20 protein-coding genes are annotated in these 22,793 nt (G+C 41.1%); 5 read left to right on the top strand and 15 right to left on the bottom strand.

Going from position 1 to position 22,793, the window contains the following annotated elements; genetic code table 11:
- Positions 1–56: 56 nt before the first annotated feature.
- From METVE_RS0104855 to METVE_RS0104820, 8 genes are all read right to left on the bottom strand, one after another.
- A complete protein-coding gene (locus METVE_RS0104855; RefSeq protein WP_020167325.1) occupies positions 57–1,934 on the bottom strand; it encodes an AsmA family protein in 1,878 nt (625 codons plus the stop codon).
- A gap of 10 nt (positions 1,935–1,944) precedes the next feature.
- The gene (locus METVE_RS0104850; protein WP_020167324.1) at positions 1,945–2,544 is read right to left on the bottom strand and encodes a hemerythrin domain-containing protein; all 600 of its coding nucleotides are present in this window, start codon (positions 2,542–2,544) and stop codon (positions 1,945–1,947) included.
- Between the two features lie 321 nt (positions 2,545–2,865).
- Positions 2,866–3,861 (bottom strand): vWA domain-containing protein, encoded by a 996-nt coding sequence (locus METVE_RS0104845; protein ID WP_020167323.1) that lies wholly within the window; start codon positions 3,859–3,861, stop codon positions 2,866–2,868.
- Positions 3,858–4,394: a hypothetical protein gene (locus tag METVE_RS0104840; protein ID WP_020167322.1), complete on the bottom strand. Its 537-nt coding sequence runs from the start codon at positions 4,392–4,394 to the stop codon at positions 3,858–3,860. The genes METVE_RS0104845 and METVE_RS0104840 overlap by 4 nt, the downstream gene beginning before the upstream one ends.
- Positions 4,388–5,359 carry a vWA domain-containing protein gene (locus METVE_RS0104835; RefSeq protein WP_020167321.1) on the bottom strand — a complete coding sequence of 324 codons (972 nt, stop codon included), beginning with the start codon at positions 5,357–5,359 and terminating at the stop codon, positions 4,388–4,390. The genes METVE_RS0104840 and METVE_RS0104835 overlap by 7 nt, the downstream gene beginning before the upstream one ends.
- On the bottom strand, positions 5,356–6,297 hold the full coding sequence (locus tag METVE_RS0104830; protein ID WP_020167320.1) for a hypothetical protein: 942 nt from the start codon (positions 6,295–6,297) through the stop codon (positions 5,356–5,358). Before METVE_RS0104830 ends, METVE_RS0104835 begins: the two co-directional genes overlap by 4 nt.
- Positions 6,294–7,157, bottom strand: a complete 864-nt coding sequence (locus tag METVE_RS0104825; protein ID WP_020167319.1) for a DUF58 domain-containing protein — start codon at positions 7,155–7,157, stop codon at positions 6,294–6,296. Before METVE_RS0104825 ends, METVE_RS0104830 begins: the two co-directional genes overlap by 4 nt.
- Positions 7,158–7,173: 16 nt before the next feature.
- Positions 7,174–8,211 (bottom strand): AAA family ATPase, encoded by a 1,038-nt coding sequence (locus tag METVE_RS0104820; protein ID WP_020167318.1) that lies wholly within the window; start codon positions 8,209–8,211, stop codon positions 7,174–7,176.
- Between the two features lie 250 nt (positions 8,212–8,461).
- Here METVE_RS0104820 and METVE_RS0104815 point away from each other — a divergent pair, with 250 nt between their 5' ends.
- Together METVE_RS0104815 and METVE_RS0104810 are read left to right on the top strand one after the other, a co-directional pair.
- Entirely contained in the window at positions 8,462–9,217 is a 756-nt protein-coding gene (locus METVE_RS0104815; RefSeq protein ID WP_232415390.1) for a hypothetical protein, read from the top strand.
- Between the two features lie 9 nt (positions 9,218–9,226).
- A complete protein-coding gene (locus METVE_RS0104810) occupies positions 9,227–9,781 on the top strand; it encodes a TetR/AcrR family transcriptional regulator (protein ID WP_020167316.1) in 555 nt (184 codons plus the stop codon).
- Positions 9,782–9,822: 41 nt separating this feature from the next.
- On the opposite strand, the gene msrB is transcribed toward METVE_RS0104810, so the two are convergent.
- Together msrB and METVE_RS0104800 are read right to left on the bottom strand one after the other, a co-directional pair.
- Positions 9,823–10,263, bottom strand: coding sequence for a peptide-methionine (R)-S-oxide reductase MsrB (gene msrB / locus METVE_RS0104805; protein ID WP_020167315.1), 441 nt, complete (start codon positions 10,261–10,263; stop codon positions 9,823–9,825).
- A 198-nt stretch (positions 10,264–10,461) separates the two neighbouring features.
- Complete coding sequence (locus tag METVE_RS0104800) at positions 10,462–11,055, bottom strand: DNA-3-methyladenine glycosylase I (protein ID WP_020167314.1); 594 nt, start codon at positions 11,053–11,055, stop codon at positions 10,462–10,464.
- 448 nt (positions 11,056–11,503) lie between these two features.
- Between METVE_RS0104800 and METVE_RS0104795 the strand changes: the two genes are divergently transcribed.
- Positions 11,504–12,679, top strand: coding sequence for a GGDEF domain-containing protein (locus METVE_RS0104795; protein ID WP_020167313.1), 1,176 nt, complete (start codon positions 11,504–11,506; stop codon positions 12,677–12,679).
- A gap of 190 nt (positions 12,680–12,869) precedes the next feature.
- On the opposite strand, the gene METVE_RS0104790 is transcribed toward METVE_RS0104795, so the two are convergent.
- The gene (locus METVE_RS0104790; protein WP_020167312.1) at positions 12,870–13,757 is read right to left on the bottom strand and encodes an SDR family oxidoreductase; all 888 of its coding nucleotides are present in this window, start codon (positions 13,755–13,757) and stop codon (positions 12,870–12,872) included.
- Positions 13,758–13,924: 167 nt separating this feature from the next.
- On the opposite strand from METVE_RS0104790, the gene METVE_RS0104785 reads away from it, so the two are divergent.
- Complete coding sequence (locus METVE_RS0104785) at positions 13,925–14,845, top strand: LysR family transcriptional regulator (protein WP_020167311.1); 921 nt, start codon at positions 13,925–13,927, stop codon at positions 14,843–14,845.
- A 237-nt stretch (positions 14,846–15,082) separates the two neighbouring features.
- On the opposite strand, the gene METVE_RS0104780 is transcribed toward METVE_RS0104785, so the two are convergent.
- The 4 genes from METVE_RS0104780 to METVE_RS0104760 form a co-directional block, all read right to left on the bottom strand.
- Entirely contained in the window at positions 15,083–18,205 is a 3,123-nt protein-coding gene (locus METVE_RS0104780; RefSeq protein ID WP_020167310.1) for an efflux RND transporter permease subunit, read from the bottom strand.
- A 9-nt stretch (positions 18,206–18,214) separates the two neighbouring features.
- Positions 18,215–19,420 carry an efflux RND transporter periplasmic adaptor subunit gene (locus tag METVE_RS0104775; protein ID WP_198290303.1) on the bottom strand — a complete coding sequence of 402 codons (1,206 nt, stop codon included), beginning with the start codon at positions 19,418–19,420 and terminating at the stop codon, positions 18,215–18,217.
- A gap of 258 nt (positions 19,421–19,678) precedes the next feature.
- The gene (locus METVE_RS0104765) at positions 19,679–20,179 is read right to left on the bottom strand and encodes a DUF2165 family protein (protein WP_020167307.1); all 501 of its coding nucleotides are present in this window, start codon (positions 20,177–20,179) and stop codon (positions 19,679–19,681) included.
- 54 nt (positions 20,180–20,233) lie between these two features.
- A complete protein-coding gene (locus tag METVE_RS0104760; RefSeq protein ID WP_232415389.1) occupies positions 20,234–21,763 on the bottom strand; it encodes an MFS transporter in 1,530 nt (509 codons plus the stop codon).
- Between METVE_RS0104760 and METVE_RS0104755 the strand changes: the two genes are divergently transcribed.
- Positions 21,747–22,409, top strand: a complete 663-nt coding sequence (locus tag METVE_RS0104755; protein WP_020167305.1) for a helix-turn-helix transcriptional regulator — start codon at positions 21,747–21,749, stop codon at positions 22,407–22,409. The genes METVE_RS0104760 and METVE_RS0104755 overlap by 17 nt on opposite strands.
- The last annotated feature ends 384 nt before the right edge of the window (positions 22,410–22,793 follow it).

The raw sequence follows: 22,793 nt of genomic DNA, 5'->3' as shown, positions 1-22,793 counted from the left end.
TAGCGGTTATTCAGTTGACAATCCAGTTAGGAAACGAAGCCTCTAAACACTTTGATTTAGTGCTGATTACACTGCTGATGTGACGCATTTTTAGCAGATTTTTTCAGTTGATTATCCGTAGTATTGATGGCGTAATTAGCCTCATCAAACTGACCAGCTACTTGAATGGATTTATTATTCACGAATAAACTTGGGTCTTTAGGTTGCGAGTCCAAAAGCACATTAACCTGCTTATTAATCAAGTTAATATTTGCATCACCCTGAATAACAGTTTGCTGCGTGTTCACCCAAAATACATTCGAAGTTGCTATGCCATCTTTGATATCAAACCCGAATTTGCCACAATTTAAAGTGATATTTTTATCACCGCGCAATGATAGCCAAAATAGCTTGCCGAAGTCCAAACCCAACTTAGCATCTAGCTTGTTTGAAATCACACCTTTCCCAATTGTTACATTTGCATGACCAAACATATTATTAGTGATTTCGGCTAATGAATTTCCTTTTGAGTGAGCATTCACTGTTACATTTAACGGCGCAGATACTTGGTTTTCCAAATTTTCATTAGCTAATAAACTTTCAATTTTAAGCTTATTAACAATAATATCGCTTTGAAACTCAGGTAAATCTTTGTTTACATTTAAGGTAGCATTAGCTGAAAGTTTGCCGCCATTGATTAAACCATCCTGAATTTTTAAATCGAATTTTCTCGCATTTCCGTTCGCTTTTAAGGTTAAGTTACTAAGCGTAATCTTGTTTAAATGCGCTACTTTTTTAATTTTCAACACCAAACTCAACTGTGATTTTTTTAGATTTTCTATTATGGAAGATTGATTTGTTGAGCCGAGTTTTAGTGAATTGGCTTTGGGTAAATTAGAATGAGCTGAATGTGCGTCAGATTTTTTTAGCTGTTTGAATAGGTTAAGTAAGCCTTTAAAATTGATTGCTTCGCTAGTGAAATCACCTTTTATTTGAGGCGTATCTTTGTCATCCAAATAACTGAAATTCCCCTTTAAATCCGACCCATTAATACTCCCAATAAAATGATTCACTTGGTATTTATTTTTCGATTTAACGATATGCGTAGACACATTAAAAGCATCTTGTCCTGCTAATTTATCCTTACTGACGATATTAACTAAAGAAAATAAATTTCCGGAAATCTTCATGTCAGCATCAATTAAAGGATCTTTAAGAACGTCACCTAATTTACCGATTATGCTGACTTTATTTTTACCTTGATTCACAAAACCATCCACATTAAAGAGCGCATTGGTTTGCTGAAAAGTCACTTTGGCATCCGTCAATAGTTTGCCGTTAAAAGGCGCTTTCAGATAATTGCCTGAAAACGTAACGCTGTTTGACATTTTTTGCGATTTTAGATTGGAGTTAGGATTAGGGTCTATTTTGGCAATTAAGTCTAAATCTAAAGCATGATTTTTAACACGGATGACACTACGTTGAACCGTTAGCGAAAGCACAAGATACTTTCCTAAACCCTTGTAATTAGGATCTAACAAACGCCAATTACGTAATCCATCGTTCAATCTTTCCAGATTCACTTCACTATCAGACAGTGTCACATGAACGATTCTAGCTTTTGGGTTTAGTAAAAATTGCAACGCATTAAACCTGAAAGAAATTTTTTTGGCCGAAATTAATGGTCGCTTATCCGCCCACGATGCATTAGGAATGTATAGGTTTTCAAGCTGAATAGTTGGATTTAAAAACCCTGAAAAATCCACATCTAGCTTGCCTATCTTAATGTCACGTTCTGACTTTTGGCTGACATAACTAACAAGAAATGGTCGAAACCAATTCCAGTTAAACGTAGCCAAAAATGTGATGAAAACAATTAAAACCGCAAATATGATTAATGGTACTTTATAGTGAATTAAAGCGTCTTTTATCTTGAATGATGAAAAGGCAGACATTTGGCCAATGCTAGCTAATGTCTTTTGGTTTTTTATTTCTAGCAGAAATCAACGCATGACGATCTCGAGTTAGCGCTAACTTTCTCAAAGCGATTTCTTGCCCTAGTGCTTTTAAATCAATATTGCTTAATCTTAATTTGGGGAATATTTGCTCATGATCTTCTTTAACGTGATGTTTCACATATTCTGCCAAAAATTTTATTTGGTCGTCAAAGCAGTTTCCTGGCAAATAAATAGCTTCAATATCCGCTATTAAAGCTTTCAAACCTTCATATTCAATAATCGGCTCTGGTAATGTAGCGCCTTTGTCTAATATGGTTTTAACTAACGGGTAAAAAATCTCTTCTTCCACTTGAGTATGCACCAACAATTCTGTGCATATTTCTAAAGCCAAACGCTCTTTTACTGAGGTGGTTTCCGCGTTGTTGTAATCTAAAAATAAATGGGTTAAATAATCATGATCGGCCGTTAATAAAGTGATTGCATCTGTAGATTTTGAGTCCTGCGTAATGGAATGCTGAAAAGTAATAAATTGTTCCAAATCAATGCACTCCATATTTTGAATAACGCTACTTTTAAAGCTTTTGTTATTATTTGAAATTGTTAACATGTTTAACTCAATAATTTTTTACGAAGCGAATTATCCTTTTAATTAGTGCAATCACTTATCAGCATAAAGTGGATTCTGCTGTCAGTAAATTCTGACAGATGATTGATGGTTAAATCTTGACGGATAAATCATCGTCATTCACGCGCAGCAAATGGTAATCAAGAAAAAACGACTAAACAATTAGATAAATTGTTTAGTCGTTTAGATTTAAATTGACGTATTTTTAAGTGTTAACTTGATATTTCTGCCGCAATTGCTCAATAGAACAAATGCTCATATAACTGGTGCTTAAACATACTTTTTAGATTTTATTTCACACGCTTATATTGTGCTTTTGCGCGGCGTTTTACTGACTAAAGCACCTTTAGATTTAAAAGATTTCAGAATAATATTGGGTAAAAAAGTCAGCAAAACCAATACTAACGCGCATACTAGATACATCCAACGGATTGAATATGCCGTCACAAAACTTGCTGCTGGCTTTTGCTGTTGCACAAAGGCATAAAACTCTGGCGTGTCTTGTCCTTTGATATATTTTGCTTTTATATCGCCCGCAAGCGACTTGAGATAATCATCCTCGAGCTGAGATAGAAATTGGTCATATTCGGCACTTGCGATTGGCGGATCAGGTTCATCTTGACTAGCATCAGAATAAGTGACGCCAACTGCACCCGAATTGTTGTTATCATTAATTGGCCAATAGCCTACTCGCTTATTAGCCGAGTTGAAGCGCGGCACAGCTACTTTTGTTGCTCCGCCGACACCGACAAAAACAAAGTTTTTCCCTATTTGTACGCCACTTAAGTCTTGTTTAATGGTGACATTCACTCTTGGTGCTTCGTCGCCATCGGTAAAAAATAGCATTTGCGCGGGCACATTTAATGAGTCGAATACATTTTCAGCAGCCTTTACACCAAAACTCAGGCGACTGTTACCCTTCCAAGCCATACGCCATTCTAAGTGTGAAATGGTGTCTGTAATCACGTCGTAATTCGCGCATACTTCTAAAGGCGTAATCAGCAAAGCGACGTTATCGGAAGCAAAAATACCCACACTGATATACGTGCCGCATGAAGAAGTCTCAACGATTTTTTTCATCATTTGTCGCGTATAGGCTAATCGACTCACCGCCTGATTGTTCAGTTTCTCATCTTCCGCATTCATGCTTTGCGATACATCGGCAACCAATAAATAATTATGTACCTTTTGCTCCAATTGAATCTCTGGCTTGACTAGCGCCAAAGTGAGCAAGGTAATTACACCAATATAAAGTGCGGTTTCATAGTTATTCTTAGCAAATTTGATGAATTTTTTCATGGCAAACCAATCGGCAAATTGCTCAATTCCATTGTCGACTGATCTTTAGGCGCCGCTTTCATATTGTTAAACATGACAGAATTTAACAAGCTTAAATTGAATTTTGCAGGCAAAGATTGCGGGGACAATCTTAACGATTGCTCATAGGCAATTTTCGCTTGCGAATACGCATAACGCGCTTCGTCCTGCAGTGTGCCGTCATCATTAATGCGCCGAATCAAGCCAAAAATAAACAGATTATTACCAATGTTATATTGAATTTTCGCCTGTTCGGCTAGGCTTGGTGAGGTATCTAATAATTGGCCATAAGTCTGCACCGCGTGTTTGTAATCACCTTTTTTGCCTTGACCATAAGCGGCAGCAAATTTTTGCAATTCAGGATACGATTTATCGGTAATCTGCTGTTCAGATTGGATGGCACGATTCACTGTGACGATTTTGTTGTATTTAACAATCTCATAGACGCTACCAATCAAACCGATTATCAGCAGTAATCCAAAAACAAGATTACCTTTATGCAATTTTTTTACCATGAATACACCTTTAAGTTTTTGAAGATCAATATAAAAACGCCGAATACCAGTGCAAAAATAATCAAATCACGTGAGTAATCATGCCCTGGAATATTCACAGAGTATTGAATGATATTTTTTTCTTTTGAATCAATATATTGCAACGCAGATTGCAAAGTAGCTGGATTATCGGCTTCAAAAGCTTTGTATTTTATTTTGATGGATTTAAAGAATTTATCCAAAGCAATCGCATCAGGCACGCTGTCAGCAGGATAAACTTGTTTAGTAAAAATACTAATGTCATCTGGCTCACGCAGCACGATCCAGTAGAAATTTAATTTTTTACCACTTAACTCTTCAGTGATTTTTCGCTTAACGCGCGGGCTCAACTTGCCTGCACCATCAGACAATAAAATAATGGCGCGCGAGCCAGAACTCTGAATATTATCAAAAAGAGTGACTGCCTCTGTTACGCCAGCGCCAATATTGGTTTGATTAATTGCTGGGCCAGTCGCTGCATTGATGGCGGAATGAATCGCATCGATATTGGTAGTGATTTTCATGCCATATAAAGATGAGTTAGTGAAACCAACTACGCCCATCATGTCATCTGGGCGTGAGTCGATAAATTGCGTAATCAAGCGCCTAGCAGCAGCAGATTTAATCTCAGCGGCACGACCACTATTTGATTGGCCGGCGAACGGATGATCCATACTCACGCTACGATCAATCACAAAAACCGTTTGTGCGCCTTTGCCCACTTTCAGCACTTTTTTGCTTGCGCCTTGCGGTGAAGCCAGCGCCAAAATAAGGCTCAATATGATGGTGGCGATCATTGTCTTCACCACGTAATTCGCAATGTCTGACGGCCTGTCTACCGGAATGATCGGCAGCCAGGAATACAGTTGGCCTTGATGGCTTTTAAACCAAAATGGAACGAATACAAGTGGCAGTAAAAATAATACCCATGGATGCAAAAGCGTCATTTAACGCCTCTTTCACAGTTTCTGAGTGCCTTACTTAACGTGATTAATGCATTGATATGTGTTGCGCTATTTTCGTTTTGGTCAGAGAACAGCGCCGCATTTGAGCGCTCAAAGAAATTGATAATCTCTGTTTGCATTGAAGCATAAGCAGGATTTGCCAAAATAAACGCCTTTACATCGCTGGCAAATAAATTCGCACCATGAATTTTATTAAAAGCTTGATGCATATAAAGCAAAGCTTTTTGTTCGCTCGCTTTGTCTTTATTGAGTTTTTTAATTTTGCGATGCGCTTGCGCAAAAGCGCCGTTCATAAATGGCAGCCATTGTTTATCTGCATTGATATATATCAACCCAATCGCACCGACAATCAACATGCTAAACAATGTAATCAGCTTAATCTGATGCTGACGCAAATCGATTAATGTGGGCTTGTATTGCGGCTGAACATTGTCTTTGGCATTCTTGATTCCAGTTGGCACCAGCGATGCCTGCCAAAAACGCCATGCAGGAATATCGACAGAAAATGCCGTCTGATTATTGCCAGACACTGCAATGTGCTCTGCTGGCAATTGCATCACAGTTGGTTTAGCGGAATAGCCGAATACTTGATAAGTTAACCTAATTTTATAGGTGGTTTTTTGATCACTTTTCTTGGTTTCTACTTTAATATCATTTAGCTCAACGCCGTCCTGATTCGCACCTTTCACTGGAAATGCGTTCTTGCTGATTTGATACGGCTTTGATACTTCAATCTCTATTTCTCTATTGAGTAAATCCCCAATTTGAATGCCGACACTTTTTGATGGATTTATAGTGTTAACTATTTTGGCACTGGATTCTTGCGCAGCCCAACTTACATTGCTGAAAGCGATTGCACCAAAAGTCATCATCAAATACAGCAATTTAAAGCACAGCGGTTTATGGATTATATTTTTCATAGGCTCATATATTCTTCAAAATAATGTGACATCGCATCTGCATCAAATTTACCGCTGATGTAAATCGCTTGGGTATCGAAACGAGAAAACAGAGTTTCAAGCGCTTCTTTTCTTTCCGCAAATGCGCCTTCTAACTGTTTTCTGACCGAATCTCTAAAAAATAGCGTTCTGCTAGCGCCTGTTTCGGGATCGATCATATTGCCGAAACCAAACTTAGGCAGTTTTTTGTATTCGTGCTCATCCCACAACACGATAGGCACAATTTGGTGTGCTGACATCGCGTTAAATGCTTGCTCGATCAAATGGTTCGGCATATGAAAATCAGACAGCCAAAATACCATTGACTTGTTTTGGCTTAAATATTGCGGCACATCCAAAATACCTTCGGAACTCACACGCATTTTTTCGTAATCGTCTAATTGCGCTATCGTTTCAAATGCGAGATGCAAATGGTGGCTTAAAGGCAACGTGAGCTCTTCTATCACATGCTCGTTATAGGCAATAAAGCTGAACAAATCGCCGGTTTCTGACGCGGAATAAGCAATCGATGCAGCGATTTCTTTGGCTTGATCTAGCTTGCGCACATTGCCGCGATACTGCATCGAGCTAGACAGATCACACACCGCGAAAATAGGCGTTGTGTTGTCTTGGTTAAATATGCGCACCTGCACTTGCTCGTAAGGGTCGCGTAGCGTCTGGCGTAAATCCATGCGTCTGGCATCTGGATAATCAATCAGCGAAACGTTGCTTTTATACTCAAACCCCAAGCCGCGTTGCAAACCTTTATGCCCACCGAAATGGACGCTGTTGGATTTCCAAGGAACCAGATAGGTAAAAATCTTGGCGTAATTTGGGATCATGCGTGGAATCCTGACGTTAAGCTTTTGCTGGTACAGCGACTGTGTTTAATATTTGTGATGTCAACTCACGCGCCAGTTGTGTTCTGCGGTTTTCATACATGGCGTTAAATACTAATCGATGTGCAATCAACTCATGAAACACTGCATGAATATCTTCAGGATACAAATTATCGCGATTGTGTAGCCAAGCATTTACGCGCGCGGCTTTCAGCAACATGCCCATGCCTCTTGGGCTGGCGCCGGTGTGAATCAGTCTGTTCACATCGACACTATCCAACTTAACACCGTATTTTTCTGGCGATTGGGTCGATTCCCATAAGTCCAGCGCATAATCTTCCATCGTGCTACTGGCTTTGATGTGGCGTTGCAAAATGTCAGAAAAAGCATTCAACTGATCAAATTGCAATACATTGGATTCCACCTGTTTAGTCAGGCTTTCTGCATGTTGGAACTTTAAGTTGAACATGAGTGATTTTCTAAGCTCGCGGTCGGCAGGAATATCAATCGGGATTTCCATCATAAAGCGATCGCGGGCGGCTGAAGGAATTTCAAAGGTTTCGTTTTTTTCGACTTGGTTTCTATCAGCAAATACCACCATGTGCGGTAAACGATATTCTTTTTTGAAAGCACTGATATGGCGCTCTGCCATCACGCGTAGCATCAAAGCATGCACTTGCGGTCTGGCGCGATTGATTTCGTTGAAAAAGAACACGGATAGGTTCTCACCTGCGCGTAATAGCGGACCTTCATCAATCTTTGGGCGACCGTCTTCGCCCAAATAGGTGTGGTAAATCAAATCATTCGGCATTAAGTCGACAGTGCCTTCAATACGCTCGTAAGCGCCGCCAATACAGCGGGCGATTGATTGCAGCAAAGTGGTTTTACCAACGCCAACACCACCTTCGAGCAATACGTGGCCGCGAGCAAAAATGGCCGTATTCATCAGTCGAATAGCTTTATCTTGGCCAACAATGACTTTCTTTACTTCGTTCTCAAGTTTCAGTGCGTGACTGCGCCAGTCGGTAAGCTGAACATCGGTAGATGCAATATTCATAGATTTCCTATTTAAAAAAATATAAAGTACAAAATATAAATACAAAGTCAGCTAAAGCTAGATTACTAAAAGTTGTTATGCTTAAAGTTGTTTTCACTGGACTTTTGTAGTAGTATGCAGACAGGTCTGTTCACTTATTTACAGTCTACTTCAAGAGTTCTAGAAATTGCAAGGGATTTTGTCAGTATATTTTTAGGGGTAATTTACATTGAACCAGGTACGAAGTTTTTATATGGAAAGTCTGAAGCACTTGAACTTCAGTCGTCTGTTTTCATTGGATTTTGTTGAGTATTTGAGCGCGCTAATTAGGCCTTCTAATGCGCAGCTGCTAAAACTTTGCGCTGAGCTTAAGTATTGGAATATTGACCGTATTTCTAAAAAAACCGCCAATCAATTACCGCACGATTTAACGCTGGAAGACGTGAATGCCATTAAAAAAATGATTCATGTTGCCATTAACAAAGCGTTGATTAAGTATCCAGAAGTAATGTCTGACCAACTGCTATTTTTAACAGTTGGCGCCATACAGATACAATCGCAAACCAGCTCCGATAAAGCATGGAGATTAGTCAATCAATCCATCGTTAACCATTTGAACTCACAAAAAGAAAAACGCTTTTTTGCGATTGGATTTTTAATCACGGCTATTGTGATGTGTGTGTATATCACCAGTGTGAACAATGTTAAAAAATTAGATAGCCATCACGATGTTCCACAATCTCCGCTTGAAGTGTTTGGAATAAGCGAACCAGTCAAAAGTGATGCCGACCCTGTGACCCTGAGCATGCTAAAACTGACGTATCACAAAATGCAAAGTGGCACTTGCCAATTACCGCAGGCAGCCATGTTGCCGCCTGAACAAAGACACGCTTTTTTATTGTTTATAAACAAAGGTGTGGTTGAAGTGCAGCATGTAGAAAATCTTAGACTTGCTATCAATTATGTTAATTGCCTCTATCCACAAGAGCTGATGCATCCATCGCCCTCCATTGGAAATAGGTTATAAGGAAATATGATGAACATGAATGAAAAAATACTCGCAACAGCAACCATGCTTTTTGAATCTAGAGGCATTCAAGCCTCCGGTATTGATACGATTATTGCAGAAGCTGGCATTGCAAAAGCGACGCTTTACAAATACTTTCCGAGTAAGAATCTGCTGATTACCGCTTACTTAAGGGATAAATCGGATAAGTTTTATGAGTGGTTGAATGCAAGACTGGTATCAAAAAAAGCTAACTCGATTGATATACTGATCTCACTATGTGAATTGGTGGAAATATGGATTGTGACGCCTAAGTTTCATGGATTGCCGTTTCACATCGCATCTGTGGAATTTCCAGATCCAGAGCATCCGATCAATCAATATTCCGCAGTATTGGCTGTTGAATTACAAGGTTATTTAACCAAGATTGCAGAAACGGCGGGGGCAAAGGATCCAGAAGCACTTAGCCAGCAACTCACTATTTTATTTGAAGGCGCGGCATTATTGGAAAGACTAAGCCCAGGTTTAGGTGCCGCTGAACGCGCGAAAAATGCAGCCATCACCTTAATTAAAGCATCTGTATAAAAGTAAAAAGCTGAATTTTTCTTTCGCCGAACTATTTCTAGTTATTTCTTTAAAAGCGCGATTGCGTTCATACAGTAACGCAAACCACCTTTGCCCGGACCATCTGGGAACACATGGCCTAAGTGCGCATCGCAAGTATTACAGGTAGTTTCCACACGCGTCATGCCATGTGCGTTATCCAAATGATAAGCGATCGCGTTTTCTTGAATCGGTTGGCTAAAAGAAGGCCAGCCTGTTCTGGAATCAAACTTTTCTGAAGCATCAAACAGCAAATTATCACAGCATCTGCAAGCGTAAATGCCTGACTCTAATACTGAGCATAATTCAGAACTAAATGCTCTTTCAGTTCCCGCTTCTCGCGTGACCCAATATTCCTCGTCACTCAATTGCTGACGCCATTCTGCTTCTGTTTTAACTACCTTCTTTTCTGGCTTAAGATTGCCTTCACGGGCAAAACCCAATACATCATTCCATGTCAGCATACTGCTTCTCCTGATTGAATTTTTATACTTATCTGAGCTAACTAAACTTGATTTAGTTGCATGATTTTAATTACGTAAAAATTATGCCGTATTCTACATGAACACTAAAAAGTGAGATTAAAAGCAGTATTCTTTCTACTCATTTTTTAGAGGTGAATGATTGAAATTATTATTAATTGAGCGTTAAGTAACGGTGAGCTAAATGTGCACAGCTGCTGTTGAACAGAAACAATCTGATGCATGGTCATTCACAATTCCAACCGCCTGCATCCAAGCATAAACAATGGTTGGGCCTACGAATTTAAAACCGCGGCGTTTAAATTCTTTTGAAATCTCTTCAGAAAGTGGCGTTGTGACAGACACATGTGAGCCATCGCCTTTTAATACTTTGCCTTTTGTAAAAGACCAGCAAAACTCACTGAAATCCTCACCTCTTTCCAGCATATCGCAATAGATTTTTGCACCTTTGATGGTTGCCTCAATTTTGGCGCGAGCGCGAATAATTCCTTCGTCATTCATCAAATGCTCTATGTCTTTTTCATCGAATTTTGCTACTTTTACTGGATCAAAATTAGCAAATGCTTTGCGAAACGCCTCACGCTTTTTAAGCACGATAATCCAAGCAAGCCCCGCTTGAAATCCTTCCAGCATTAGCATTTCCCAAAGCATACGTGAATCACGCTGCGGAACTCCCCACTCACTATCATGATAGGCTTGCATCAGCGCATTGCTTTCTGCCCAAACACAGCGTTTGCGCGTACTTACTTCTTTTGAAGATATATTTGGACTCATTTTACCTATTAGCAAGCTATCTAGTTTTTAATCATAAATGTAATAAAGTTAAAAATCACCTTTATTTCCTGCTTTAGTAAGGTTAAGTTCTCTTGGATCATTTGCATGAGACCAATCAAATTCAACCAGTCCAGATTCCAAATTCAACCGTTTTAAAAGTTTGTGCGCATCGAAAGGTGCTTCACTTTTATATCATTATCGAAATAACAGTAGATATCGCACGATTTTCTTACTAACGGTTCTTGGTCAGAAACTAAATTAGTACTTTTTGGTTGTCCGCCTTCGCTCCATGTATCTATAAAAAGTTTCTAAACGGCCCTATCTACCAATGTAGTTGCTGTAATATATGTACGAGATTGACCAAGTTTCAGTTGTGTTGATTGGAACCTACAAAACCTAGTAAAACTCAAGTAATATGGTTTCACTATAATAAAAATTTAGGTGTGGAATGAAGCTTGATGTGCGTACAACCATGGTGCTACTCGCAATGCTGTCCATCATGATTTCGGGTTTAATACTACTAGCCGGTCTTCGTACACGAAGTTTTACTAGCATAAAACAATGGTCAATTGCTAGCTTATGCATTGGTTTGGGCTTAGGGTCTGCTTATTTTTTCAGAACAGTAACACCTAGCGCTAAATTAGCTGTTGTCGTTGGCTCAGCACTAGTGGCCTCTGGTGTAGCTTTGCAATTCACTGGGATACAATCTTTCAAGCTGAGCCGCATTTACAAGGGATTAGCTATTTCCTATGTCGCTGTGACTATACTTCAGACTTATTGGTTTGAATTTATACAAATAGATATTAGCGCTCGTTCTATTGCGAACTCACTTTTGTTGTCTATAGGGTACGCAGCATGTGCCAGCCTGCTTTTGCGTAACACTAAACCTCCACTTAGAGCAGTCTTATGGTTTACTGGTTTGTCGTTTGCCTTGCTATCAGTAGTCATGCTGATAAGGGCAATTGTAATCGCGCACTCTTTAGAGGTTTATAGTCTTTATTCAAATACTCCGATTAATCCGATTACTTTTGTTATCAGTTGCGTACTTCAGGTGTGTGTTGCGTTTGGCTTCATGTTAATGTTGAACCATCAATTCATAGCAGAAATTGAAAAAATAGCTTCTAGGGATACATTAACAGGAGCTTTCAATCGACGTCAGCTTGAACAAGAGATAGTACGGTTACAGTCGCGCTTTGAACGTACAGGCGATAAATTCTCTTTAATGCTAATAGATGTAGATAATTTCAAATTCATTAACGATAACTATGGGCACCCCAATGGCGATGAAGTCTTGCGCAGATTAACCAATATAGCAATTGCAACCATACGGGTTGAGGATTATTTTGCGCGTTATGGGGGAGATGAGTTCTGTATTCTACTTCCCTCAACATCAACTGACAAAGCTCTTATCGTAGCTGACCGCTTAAGAGAAGCATATGCCTCGACTACTTTTGAATTCGGAGGAGAAGTTATGAAAAGTTCGATTAGTATCGGAATTACTGATTCTTCTAAAATTGGTTTAGAGTCCAGAAATCTAATTGGTGCAGCAGACCGAGCACTCTATAAAGCCAAGCAATATGGTAGAAACAAAGTGGTTTTTTACTCGGCATCAGATAGCGTATGAATAACACTTTAACTCAGAAATTCTTACAAGTGACAGTTGATATTCTTTCAAACAGATTGCCGTAGTCACCCTTCGACTCAGATTTTGAATGTCCGCTATGTATGGGCCGAAAAACTGCGACATTAACGGCTCTAAACGGACGCTCAGTCTAGCGACCCCATCTTAACTAAATTCATCCGCTGGAAGAAGATCAATAAGCGAAAGCTGCCTGGTGTTTCTTCACGAACGCTTCCCACCGTACGGGTTCTTTACCAGTAATGCCTGAAAAATTGTCGAATGTCTCGTCCACGCCGGGAATGGCATAGGCGGCAATGCGTTTGAAGTTATCGCACACGCAGTTCATATAAGCCATTTCGGCACCGGCTACCCGCATGTTCTCCAGAAAAATCTCTGGAGATAAGGACTCGTAGCGGAACGGCTGCCCTAACACTTCGGACATAATAACCGTGATGTCGCCGTATGATTTGGCGTCATAACCTAAGCGATACGTTTTACCGGCATGTTTGTCTGGGTGTAAAAGCGTTTGTGCAGCGACTAAGGCAACATCCTCGCCATCGACCCAGCTAAACGGAGCATCTCCGGTGAATTGCTGGATGACGCCATTATTCACCGCCTTCGTGCCATCGTAGCTGAGTAAATTTTGCATGAAGGCTTCCGGTCGCAAGTGCGTGAATGAGAAACCTGACCACTCAATGTACCGCTCCACAAACTGATGCCATGCCCAGTGCCCAATCGTCGTGTCGTCACGTCCGCAAGCACCGAGATGCACAATATGCTGCACACCGGCCAGCTTGGCTTTGTCCAAAAATGCTTTGCTCTGGCGCAGCATGTCTACTGAATAACCAGTCACAAGGAAGACTCTGTCGATTCCTTGTAACGCGGGTGCCAAGGTCTCCTCTTTATCAAAGTCGAGGATGACCGTACGAATACCTTGCGTTTCGAAAGCTTTGGCCTTGGCGGGTGAACGTGCTGCGGCCACTAACGTGATGGAGTCATCGGCTTGAAGGAAGCGAAGTGTGTCGCCGCCAATTTGACCGGTAGCGCCAGTAACGAGAACGGTTGGTTTCTGATTGTTCATCTGTAAATCCTATTCTATGGTGGATGTAATGTCTGGCTGCTGAGCCCTTCTCGACTTGGTCACATGCTCGGCGCAGCTTGAAAGCACAAGCTTACTATAAAATTTATTTCAGATTAATGGTATATTTTACTATTAAATGAGAATTTAATTCATTAATAGGAGGCTTGATGTATTCTTCGGAGCGTTTGAAAGGCATAGATGTGTTTGTCTGCGTTGCAGATATGGGCAGCTTTACAGCAGCGGCTGCACGGATGAACCTAACTAGTTCTGCTGTAAGCAAGGGCATCGCCCGATTAGAAGGCAGACTTCAAACACGCTTATTCAATAGAACTACACGACGTCTGTCGCTGACTGACGCTGGAACGGAGTTCTATCGCACGTGTACAGGAGTATTGGCAGATCTTAAAGAGGTTGAGTCGTCTCTTCATTTGGAAAACACAGAGCCTCGTGGAAAGGTTCGTATTGACCTACCTGCGTCATATGGGCGCTTGCATGTACTACCGGTCATTCTGAAATGTATAGAAGAGTATCCATTGCTAATACCGCACATTACGTTCTCTGACCGATTCGTCGACCTTGTTGAAGCAGATATCGACATTGTCGTGCGAATCGGTGGCTCTGACGTCTGGCCTAATGTCTTAGGACATCACTATTTAGGCAAGGCTCGAAATATATTTTGTGCTTCACCCACGTATCTAAGCAAATATGGCGAACCCTTAAATGAGCTAGATTTAGAACATCACAGTTGTATTGTATATGGCGAAGGTCAAGGCATGGTGAGTCCTTGGTACTTTTCCGAAACTAAGACTGGATACACTGAACGCCGAGTAATGCCAGCGCGGATTGCTATAGGTGATGGTGAGGGTGAGTTAGTTGCGGCAATAGCCGGACATGGAATCGCTCAGTTACCAACATGGTTGGTCAAGCACGAGATCGAAAAAGGCACAATAGTAGAAGTTCTTCCAAACTTGGCAACGGATGGCCTGATACTGAACCTTGTCTGGCTCAAAAGTCGTCAAGCTCTTCCCAAGGTCAGTGTTTTACTAGGGGCGCTCGCCGCAGGATTGACGCTACCAAGCACCAACTGAGTCTTCAATAAACGGGCAAAAGATACGTCCGTTTCGGGCCGACCTATGCCAGCTTACTAAAGACAATAAGCGGCCCAAAGCAGACATTGATAAATAGCACCGTGCTTACAACCCTATATAAATTGATTTAAATTTATATAGGGTTGTAAGTAGTCGGTCGGTCCACTGTATTTTCGATATGTTGCATAAATTAATTTAGAATTTTACTAATTAGCCATATACAGAGTTTACGGCGCATCATCTTGCAGCTAGTTTCCTTAGTACCACATAGAAAACAGGCGTTAGAAACAATCCAAATAGCGTTACACCAAGCATGCCCCCAAATACAGTGATACCCGTAGCCTCCCTAACTTCACTGCCTGCGCCATGTCCTAAGAGCAATGGGACAGAGCCTGCAATAAAAGCAACAGAAGTCATGATGATTGGGCGCAACCTCAAGTGGCATGCCTCAAGTGCTGCTTCTATGATGCCCATGCCTTGAAGTTCCAACTCACGCGCAAATTCAACAATCAGTATCGCATTTTTGCATGCCAAGCCCATTAGTACTACAAGGCCGACCTGTACGAACACGTTGTTGTCACCTCCTGTGAGCCATACTCCGAATAGCGCTGAACACATACAAACAGGAACAATTAGAATGACGGCGAGAGGTAGTGTCCAACTTTCATATAGGGCAGCTAGCACTAGAAAAGCTAGCATGACAGACAGTGGAAACACGACTGCCGCGGTATTGCTTTGAGAAACCTGCTGGTAACTAAGATCTGTCCATTCCATCACGATTCCTGGGGGTAGCGTCTTCTTTGCTATCTCCTTTAGTTTAGAAATAACTTCAGATGACGATAGAATTTTGGGGTCTGAATCACCAATAACATCAGCTGCTGGATAGCCATTATAACGAACGACAGGATCAGGCCCAAAAGTTGGTACTACCGTCACCATTGATCCAATCGGCACCATTTCTCCATTAGCATTACGGGTACGTAAATTAGTGATATCTTCAGGTTGCTGGCGAAATTCAGTATCCGCCTGAACCATGACTCTGTTTACACGACCGAATATATTAAAGTCATTTACATAGGCAGATCCAAGATAGATTTGCATGGTGTCAAAGATATCTGTCATAGAGACGCCTTGAGCTTTTGCTTTCTCTCTATCTACCTTCACTTCCAACTGTGGAATATTAGATTGATATGAACTGACTGGGTATGTCATACCTGGCGTATTCGCTATTTCAGCTTGAAAAGCCTTAAGTGCATTTTGAAGTGCGCCATAACCTAGACCTGCTCTATCTTCCAAATAGAGTGAGTATCCCGAACCATTGCCAAGCCCTTGAATAGGTGGCGGTAACAAAGCGTAAGAAAAGCCGGACTTAATTTCAGCAAACTTGCTATTTAGCTCATCATTAATCGCTGCTGCACTCCTGCTACGCTCATTGAAAGGTTTTAGAATAACGTATGAGGTGGTGAAGTTGGGCGTATTCACTGACTGTAAGGCATTTAAACCAGAGTATGCATTGACCATCTCTACTCCCTCGACTTGCTTAGCAATAGCTACCATTTTGCGTGTCACGTCATCAGTTCTTGATAAAGATGCACCTTCTGGCAATTGAGAGCCGGCAAAGAGGTACAGCTTGTCTTGAGTAGGTATAAATCCGCCCGGTACTGTATGAAACAAAAAAGCGGTTACAATCAACAAAATAGCATATACAGCAAACACTGGTCCCCGATTACTAAATGTGCGCGAAACAATCGTTTGATATCCTTTTGAGCTACGCTTAAAGAATCTATTAAAAGGATTGAAAATCCAGCCAAATGCAAATTCAATTCCACGCGATAAAGCATCTTTGGGAGCGTCATGTCCTCTTAACAACATTGCCGCCAATGCAGGTGACAAAGTTAATGAGTTAACAGCTGATATGACCGTTGAAATTGCGATAGTGACGGCAAACTGTTTGTAGAACTGGCCAGTTACTCCTGACATGAACGCCATTGGCACAAAAACAGCACAAAGCACAAGTGCGATAGCGATTATAGGACCTGAAACTTCCTGCATTGCAAGATGAGCAGCCTCTTTTGCACTATGACCAAGTTCAATATTTCTCTCTACGTTTTCGACCACTACAATGGCATCATCTACAACAATACCTACAGCAAGGACGAGCCCGAACAATGTCAATGTGTTAATTGAATAACCAAATAGATACAAAAATGCAAATGTTCCTACTATTGAAACCGGCACTGCAATGAGTGGGATAATTGAAGCTCTCCAACTTTGCAGAAATAGAATAACAACTAAAACTACCAATATGACTGCTTCAAACAATGTGTGTTGAACTGCACTAATGGAGTCTCTTACAAACGTAGTGGGATCCCATACAGCACGATATTCAACGCCTTTAGGAAATCTTTCTGCTAGCTCATCTAATTTTTTATACACTTCATCAGCGACACCAAGTGCATTTGCCCCTGGTGTTAAAAAGATACCGAGCGATGTTGAGTTATTCTCATCCTGATATACACGTAGCGTATAGTCACCAGCTTCAAGGGCTACTCTGGCAACATCTGAAAGACGAACAACTTGGCCATCAATACCATTTTTTATAATGATGTCTCTAAATTCTTGCTCCGTCACCAGTCGACCACGCACATTGATTGAAATGAGCGAGTCTGTGTTTTTAGGAGAGGGTTCAGCACCAAGTTGGCCCGCAGACACCTGCACGTTTTGCTCTCGAATTGCGTTGATAGCATCAGTAGCCGTAAGCTCCCTAGACGCTAATTTATTTGGATCTAGCCAAATACGCATTGCGTAATCACCGGAGCCATAGAGCCCAACGTCACCGATTCCATTTAATTTTGAGAGTTCATCTTTAATGTGCAATCGCAAATAATTGCGCAGGTACAGAGAGTCGTAACTATTGTCTGGCGAAAAAAGACTCACATACATCAGCGGGGTAGGCGATTGTTTTTGGGTTGTCACTCCAAACTGGCGCACTTGGTCTGGTAATCTTGTTAAGGCCTGACTTACTCTATTTTGTACGCGAACCGCTGCAACATCAGGATCCACATCCGATTTGAAGGTAATAAACACTTGCAAGCTCCCGTCAGAGCCTGCAACCGACTTCATGTAAATAATGCCTTCAACACCATTTATGGCCTCTTCAAGCGGAATGGCAACGGATTCTGCAATTTCCTTCGGGTTAGCGCCAGGATAGGTGGCACGGACCACGACACTCGGTGGAACCACCTCTGGATACTCACTAACTGGCAATTGAGGGATTGCAATAAGGCCAATAGCGAACAGGATAATTGACAATACAATTGCAAAAATCGGTCGATCAATGAAAAATTTAGAGAAATCCATTGATGACTCCTATTTATTAATTGAGTTATTTGGAGATGCGGCTTTGGTAGAAGATAATTCCATAGACACAACGTTTGGTTTCACTTGTGCGCCTGAAAAATAAATTCTTTGTAATCCGGCTATAACTACTTTGTTATCTGGCGCTAGCCCAGATTCGATTACTCTCAGTCCGTTCCATGTTCGGCCAAGCACCACATCTTTTCTGACTGCTTTATTGCCTTCTTCTAAGATATATACATAGTTGCGATCCTGATCAGTAAGAATCGCTTTGTTATCAAGAAGAATCTTCTGAGTATCATCATCGCCGGCCATTTGGACACGAGCGTACATTCCTGGCGTAAATAACCTATCTGCATTATTGAGTTTTGCGCGGGCACGAATGGTGCCAGTAGTAGGATTGATTTGATTGTCGAGAAAATCTACGTTACCTAAGTGCGGAAATCCTTGCTCATTAGCCAAGCCAACTCGCACCTGCGCGCCTCCCTCGCTTTTACTCTTCCTTCGTGCTTCTGACTTGTAACGCAAATAGCTATATTCATCTGGGTCAAAATAAACGTATACAGGGTTTTGTGAAACGAGTGTGGTTAGAGTGGTTTGATCGGCAACAACGAGATTACCAACAGTTAAAATAGCTCTACTGACACGCCCGCTGATGGGTGCTCGTACTTCAGTAAAGCCTAAATTCAACTTAGCTACTTCCAATGCAGCTTCAGCATCCTTAATATCTGCTTGAGTTTGCGCTTGAGTCGCTTGACGAGCTTCAGTTTCCTCTCTTGAAATTGCGTTATCTTTCAATAAGACTTGAGCGCGATTACTTTGTGATTGAGCAAGAGCATCAGTAGCAACCATTCGCTCATGACGCGCGGCCGCACTGTTCAAGGTAGCTCGGTACGGGCGCTGATCTATGAGAAACAATAAATCTCCTTTTTGAATTTCATCCCCTTCTTTGAATGCAATTCTTTGAATATATCCGCTGACACGCGGCCTTATATCCACAGATTCAATTGCACTTATGTGGCCATTAAATTGATCCCACTGTTGGATAGATTGAAATAAAACGGTTGCAACATCGACTTCAGGAAATGGAGCGACTTGAGCTTCCTTCGCTTTTTTCTCGCATCCATTTAACATGGTTGTAATTAGCAGTATCCCTACGGCTATTAAAAATGATTTATTTGAAAAACTTTTGACTATTGATTTATTCAAGTCATTCATGACGTTGCTCTTATCTATGTTAATTTTGATGCATTGATTGTTAACGATTATTTATGATCTATTTATTCAATAAAGTTGAATCATTGGAAATATTTGAGGGCACTATAATATGGATATTAAGACTATATTAGTAGTAAGGATTTTTGTATAACTCATTCAAATATTTTGAGTTTTTTAAGTTACAGCTCCTGTTTTTGGCCGCTAAGCATCTAATAACGCATCTTGGTTATCAGTACAATGAAGTTAGTACTTAACCATTTAATAACTCCCCATATTATTCCATGAAATATTGAATAGAAAGAAAGCCGCCAGCGTCCAAATTAGCAAGCTGATATGAGTAAGTTGTAGACCTTCTTGCTTAATCCAATAACCGAACCACAGACCACCTAGATGCATGGTAAAAAGACAAGCAGAAAATGAAGCAAGTGCAATATTTAACCAAGGTTGTGCCGCAGTGAGGTCGCATGCAATGACCAGCTTATAACTTCCTATCCAAAATGATAAGGCTGCAATAATTTGGAGTAGCAATATAAATAACAATCCAATCTTATGTAAGGTTACAAAAGATAGGGCTCGATTTAAAAGTGGTGTATTGATTACAGGTGGTAGTGTAAGTGGCGCCATAGACATGATATTGCCAATAGCAGCTATTGAGCTTTGGAAAGCCTGATAGTTATTAATAATTGCAATAGTTAACCATACCGTCAACCCGATAGCGTGAATTGCCTGAAATAGCCAAATAGAAGTGTGTAATGTCATATTAGATACTTGCCCTATGGTTAACTAGTTGTACTGCATGAGTTTTTGCATTGTTTAATTTTTAATGATTCTGTAGGCAAGAATGGCTGCCAGGGCAGGCGCGATGGCAAACGAACCAAATAACCACACCGCGGCAGATTGCACGCCTTCAGTACCATTATTCAGACCTGCCGTATTAACCACCAATCCTGCTGCTGCTGCACCTATTGCCATTCCGTACAATTGAACGGTGGTGATGGCCGCTGATGCCATATCTTCTTCGTTGGCGGGTGCTAGGGTTAATACCTGAGTCACTAAATGTGGCCATCCTATTCCTACACCAGCTCCAGCACTAAAAAGGGTCAAACCGCAGAGTAATGTTAGTAAATTGAGTTCTAATGCTAAGAAATTGGGAATGACCAACGCTAAAGCCAGTAGGCTAATAGTGCAAAGCATTGGGCCTATACGTAATAAACGCATGGCATTTGCACGATGGTTACCTGAAGAAAGTAGTGAGCCTAAACTCCAGCCACCTGCCATAAGTGCCGTTAAATACCCTGCGGCTAAGGGTGTGTAATTGTGTAAAGTCTGTAAAAAATAAGGCACAAAAATTTCAGTAGTTGTACCAATAAGCAATAAGGCAATGCTTGCATAAGTGGCACCTAACGGCATGTTAATCATTGCGCCGCTGCTAGGCAGCAATCGTACAGATGTTCGTTTGTCCCACATAATTGCAGTACCACCTAGAATTAAGCCACTAATAAGGCCAATACTCTGCCAGATGATTTCCATTGACATGCTGCCCGCTGCGACTGCTAATACAGAACAGGTGAGTAAAAAGATTTGAGTCATTGGAATATTCGGTGCTTTATTACTTGGCGATTTGAGTTTTGTGTAAGGACGTAATTGAGCAGATACTAAAATTCCTTGAAGTAGTGACACTGGAAGTAATATCCAAAATGCCCAGCGCCAATGACCTAATTGTGCAAACAAACCGCCTACTGCAGGGCCACAAAGTGTTGCAACTCCCCACATGCCAGACACTAGTGCAACTGCACGCGACCATAAAGACGAAGGAAATACAACTCGAATAAGTGCATAACTTAATGCTGCAAGGATGCCGCCTCCCAAGCCTTGTATGCTGCGTCCAATGAGCATTAAAGGCATAGATATTGCAAATGCACAAATCACTGAACCTATTGCGAATATCATTAAGACTGATATATAAGCTTGGCGAGCGCCTAATATATAAAACAATTTAACTGACATTGCAGCACCAATGATGGAAGCCACCACAAAAAGCGTAGTGTTCCAGGCATACCAATCTAGCCCACCAATCTCTTGCACAACTGAAGGCAGCACCGTGGTAACGATATGCACATTAATTGCGTGCAGTGCTACACCACCAGTTAATGCCAGAGCGAGTAAGCCATTTTTACCTTTAAGCAAGTCTCCCCATGTCGCGGTAGCGGATAAGGGGGTTGCTTTTCTGATACTTAACTCTTCCAAATCCAACCCTTTCATCGCTCGACAAGACAGCGAAGTTCCTCTATTATCCAACCAATAGCTTGGATAATAGAGGAACAATATGAATAATGCAAGCATTGTCTTTGATAATTTAAATGCGGAACCCACTGCAGACCGCATCTTATTTTTTATCAAATCGAAAGGCCCTACATCCACAGCTGCGCTTTCAAAAGCATTAGAGATGACCAGTGAAGCTGCGCGGCAGCAAGTACAAAAACTGATTGCCTTAGGGTTGATTGAAGGTCAGCAGGAGGCGATCTCTGGCGTGGGACGGCCTCGCCAAAACTGGGTGCTAACTGAAGCTGGTAATAATCGATTTCCCAATACACATGCTCAATTAACGGTGCAGTTAATAGGATCTATTCGGCAACTTTTTGGTGAAGAAGGCTTAGAGCGCTTGATTCTGCAGCGTGAAGATGAGTCGCGCAACAGCTACCTTCAGGCTTGCTCGGGTAAATCTTTGCACGAAAAATTAAAGCAGCTTGCAGCAATACGATCGAGCGAAGGCTATATGGCAAGAGTTGAAATAGATGGGAATGATTGGTTGTTAATAGAAGATCATTGCCCAATTTGCGCTGCAGCCCGCACATGCTCAGGATTTTGCCGCTCTGAGTTACAACTCTTTCAAGATGTTATTGGAGATGTTGCTAAAGTAACACGCGAGCAGCATCTACTTTATGACGCTAGACGCTGTGTTTATCGAATTACACTGATTGCTAAGTAGGATGTATGTAAAGCTCATCAAAATCCAAGTGTAGACGCAATAATGGATATTTGAAGATATCTATCTAATAATTAAAACTTTGAATAACCAATAAAGGATACTTTGTACGCTTAACAGGCCTACAACTTAGAGCACAAAGCGTACTTGTGATGCTCGGAATGATTGAAGTAGCCTAATGCACATTCTGCTCCATTTGTTAATACCTCCTTAAATGCAGTCATTAGAATCAACAACTTACCCACCAATAAAATATTAAGATCCGTTTTTTTAAGGTATTTTTTAACATTAATTTTATGCAATAACATAGCAATTTCTGAAGTTATTGTTGGCCGCGTTGTGGGTGTAAAGATGGGCATATCGAAGCTTGGTGGTTGCATAGAGCCA

This window comes from Methylotenera versatilis 79 (assembly GCF_000384375.1).
In the GTDB taxonomy this organism is placed as follows: Bacteria; Pseudomonadota; Gammaproteobacteria; order Burkholderiales; family Methylophilaceae; genus Methylotenera_A; species Methylotenera_A versatilis_B.
Note: the sequence above shows the minus strand (reverse complement) of the source record. Positions and strands in the feature narration are given on the sequence as shown.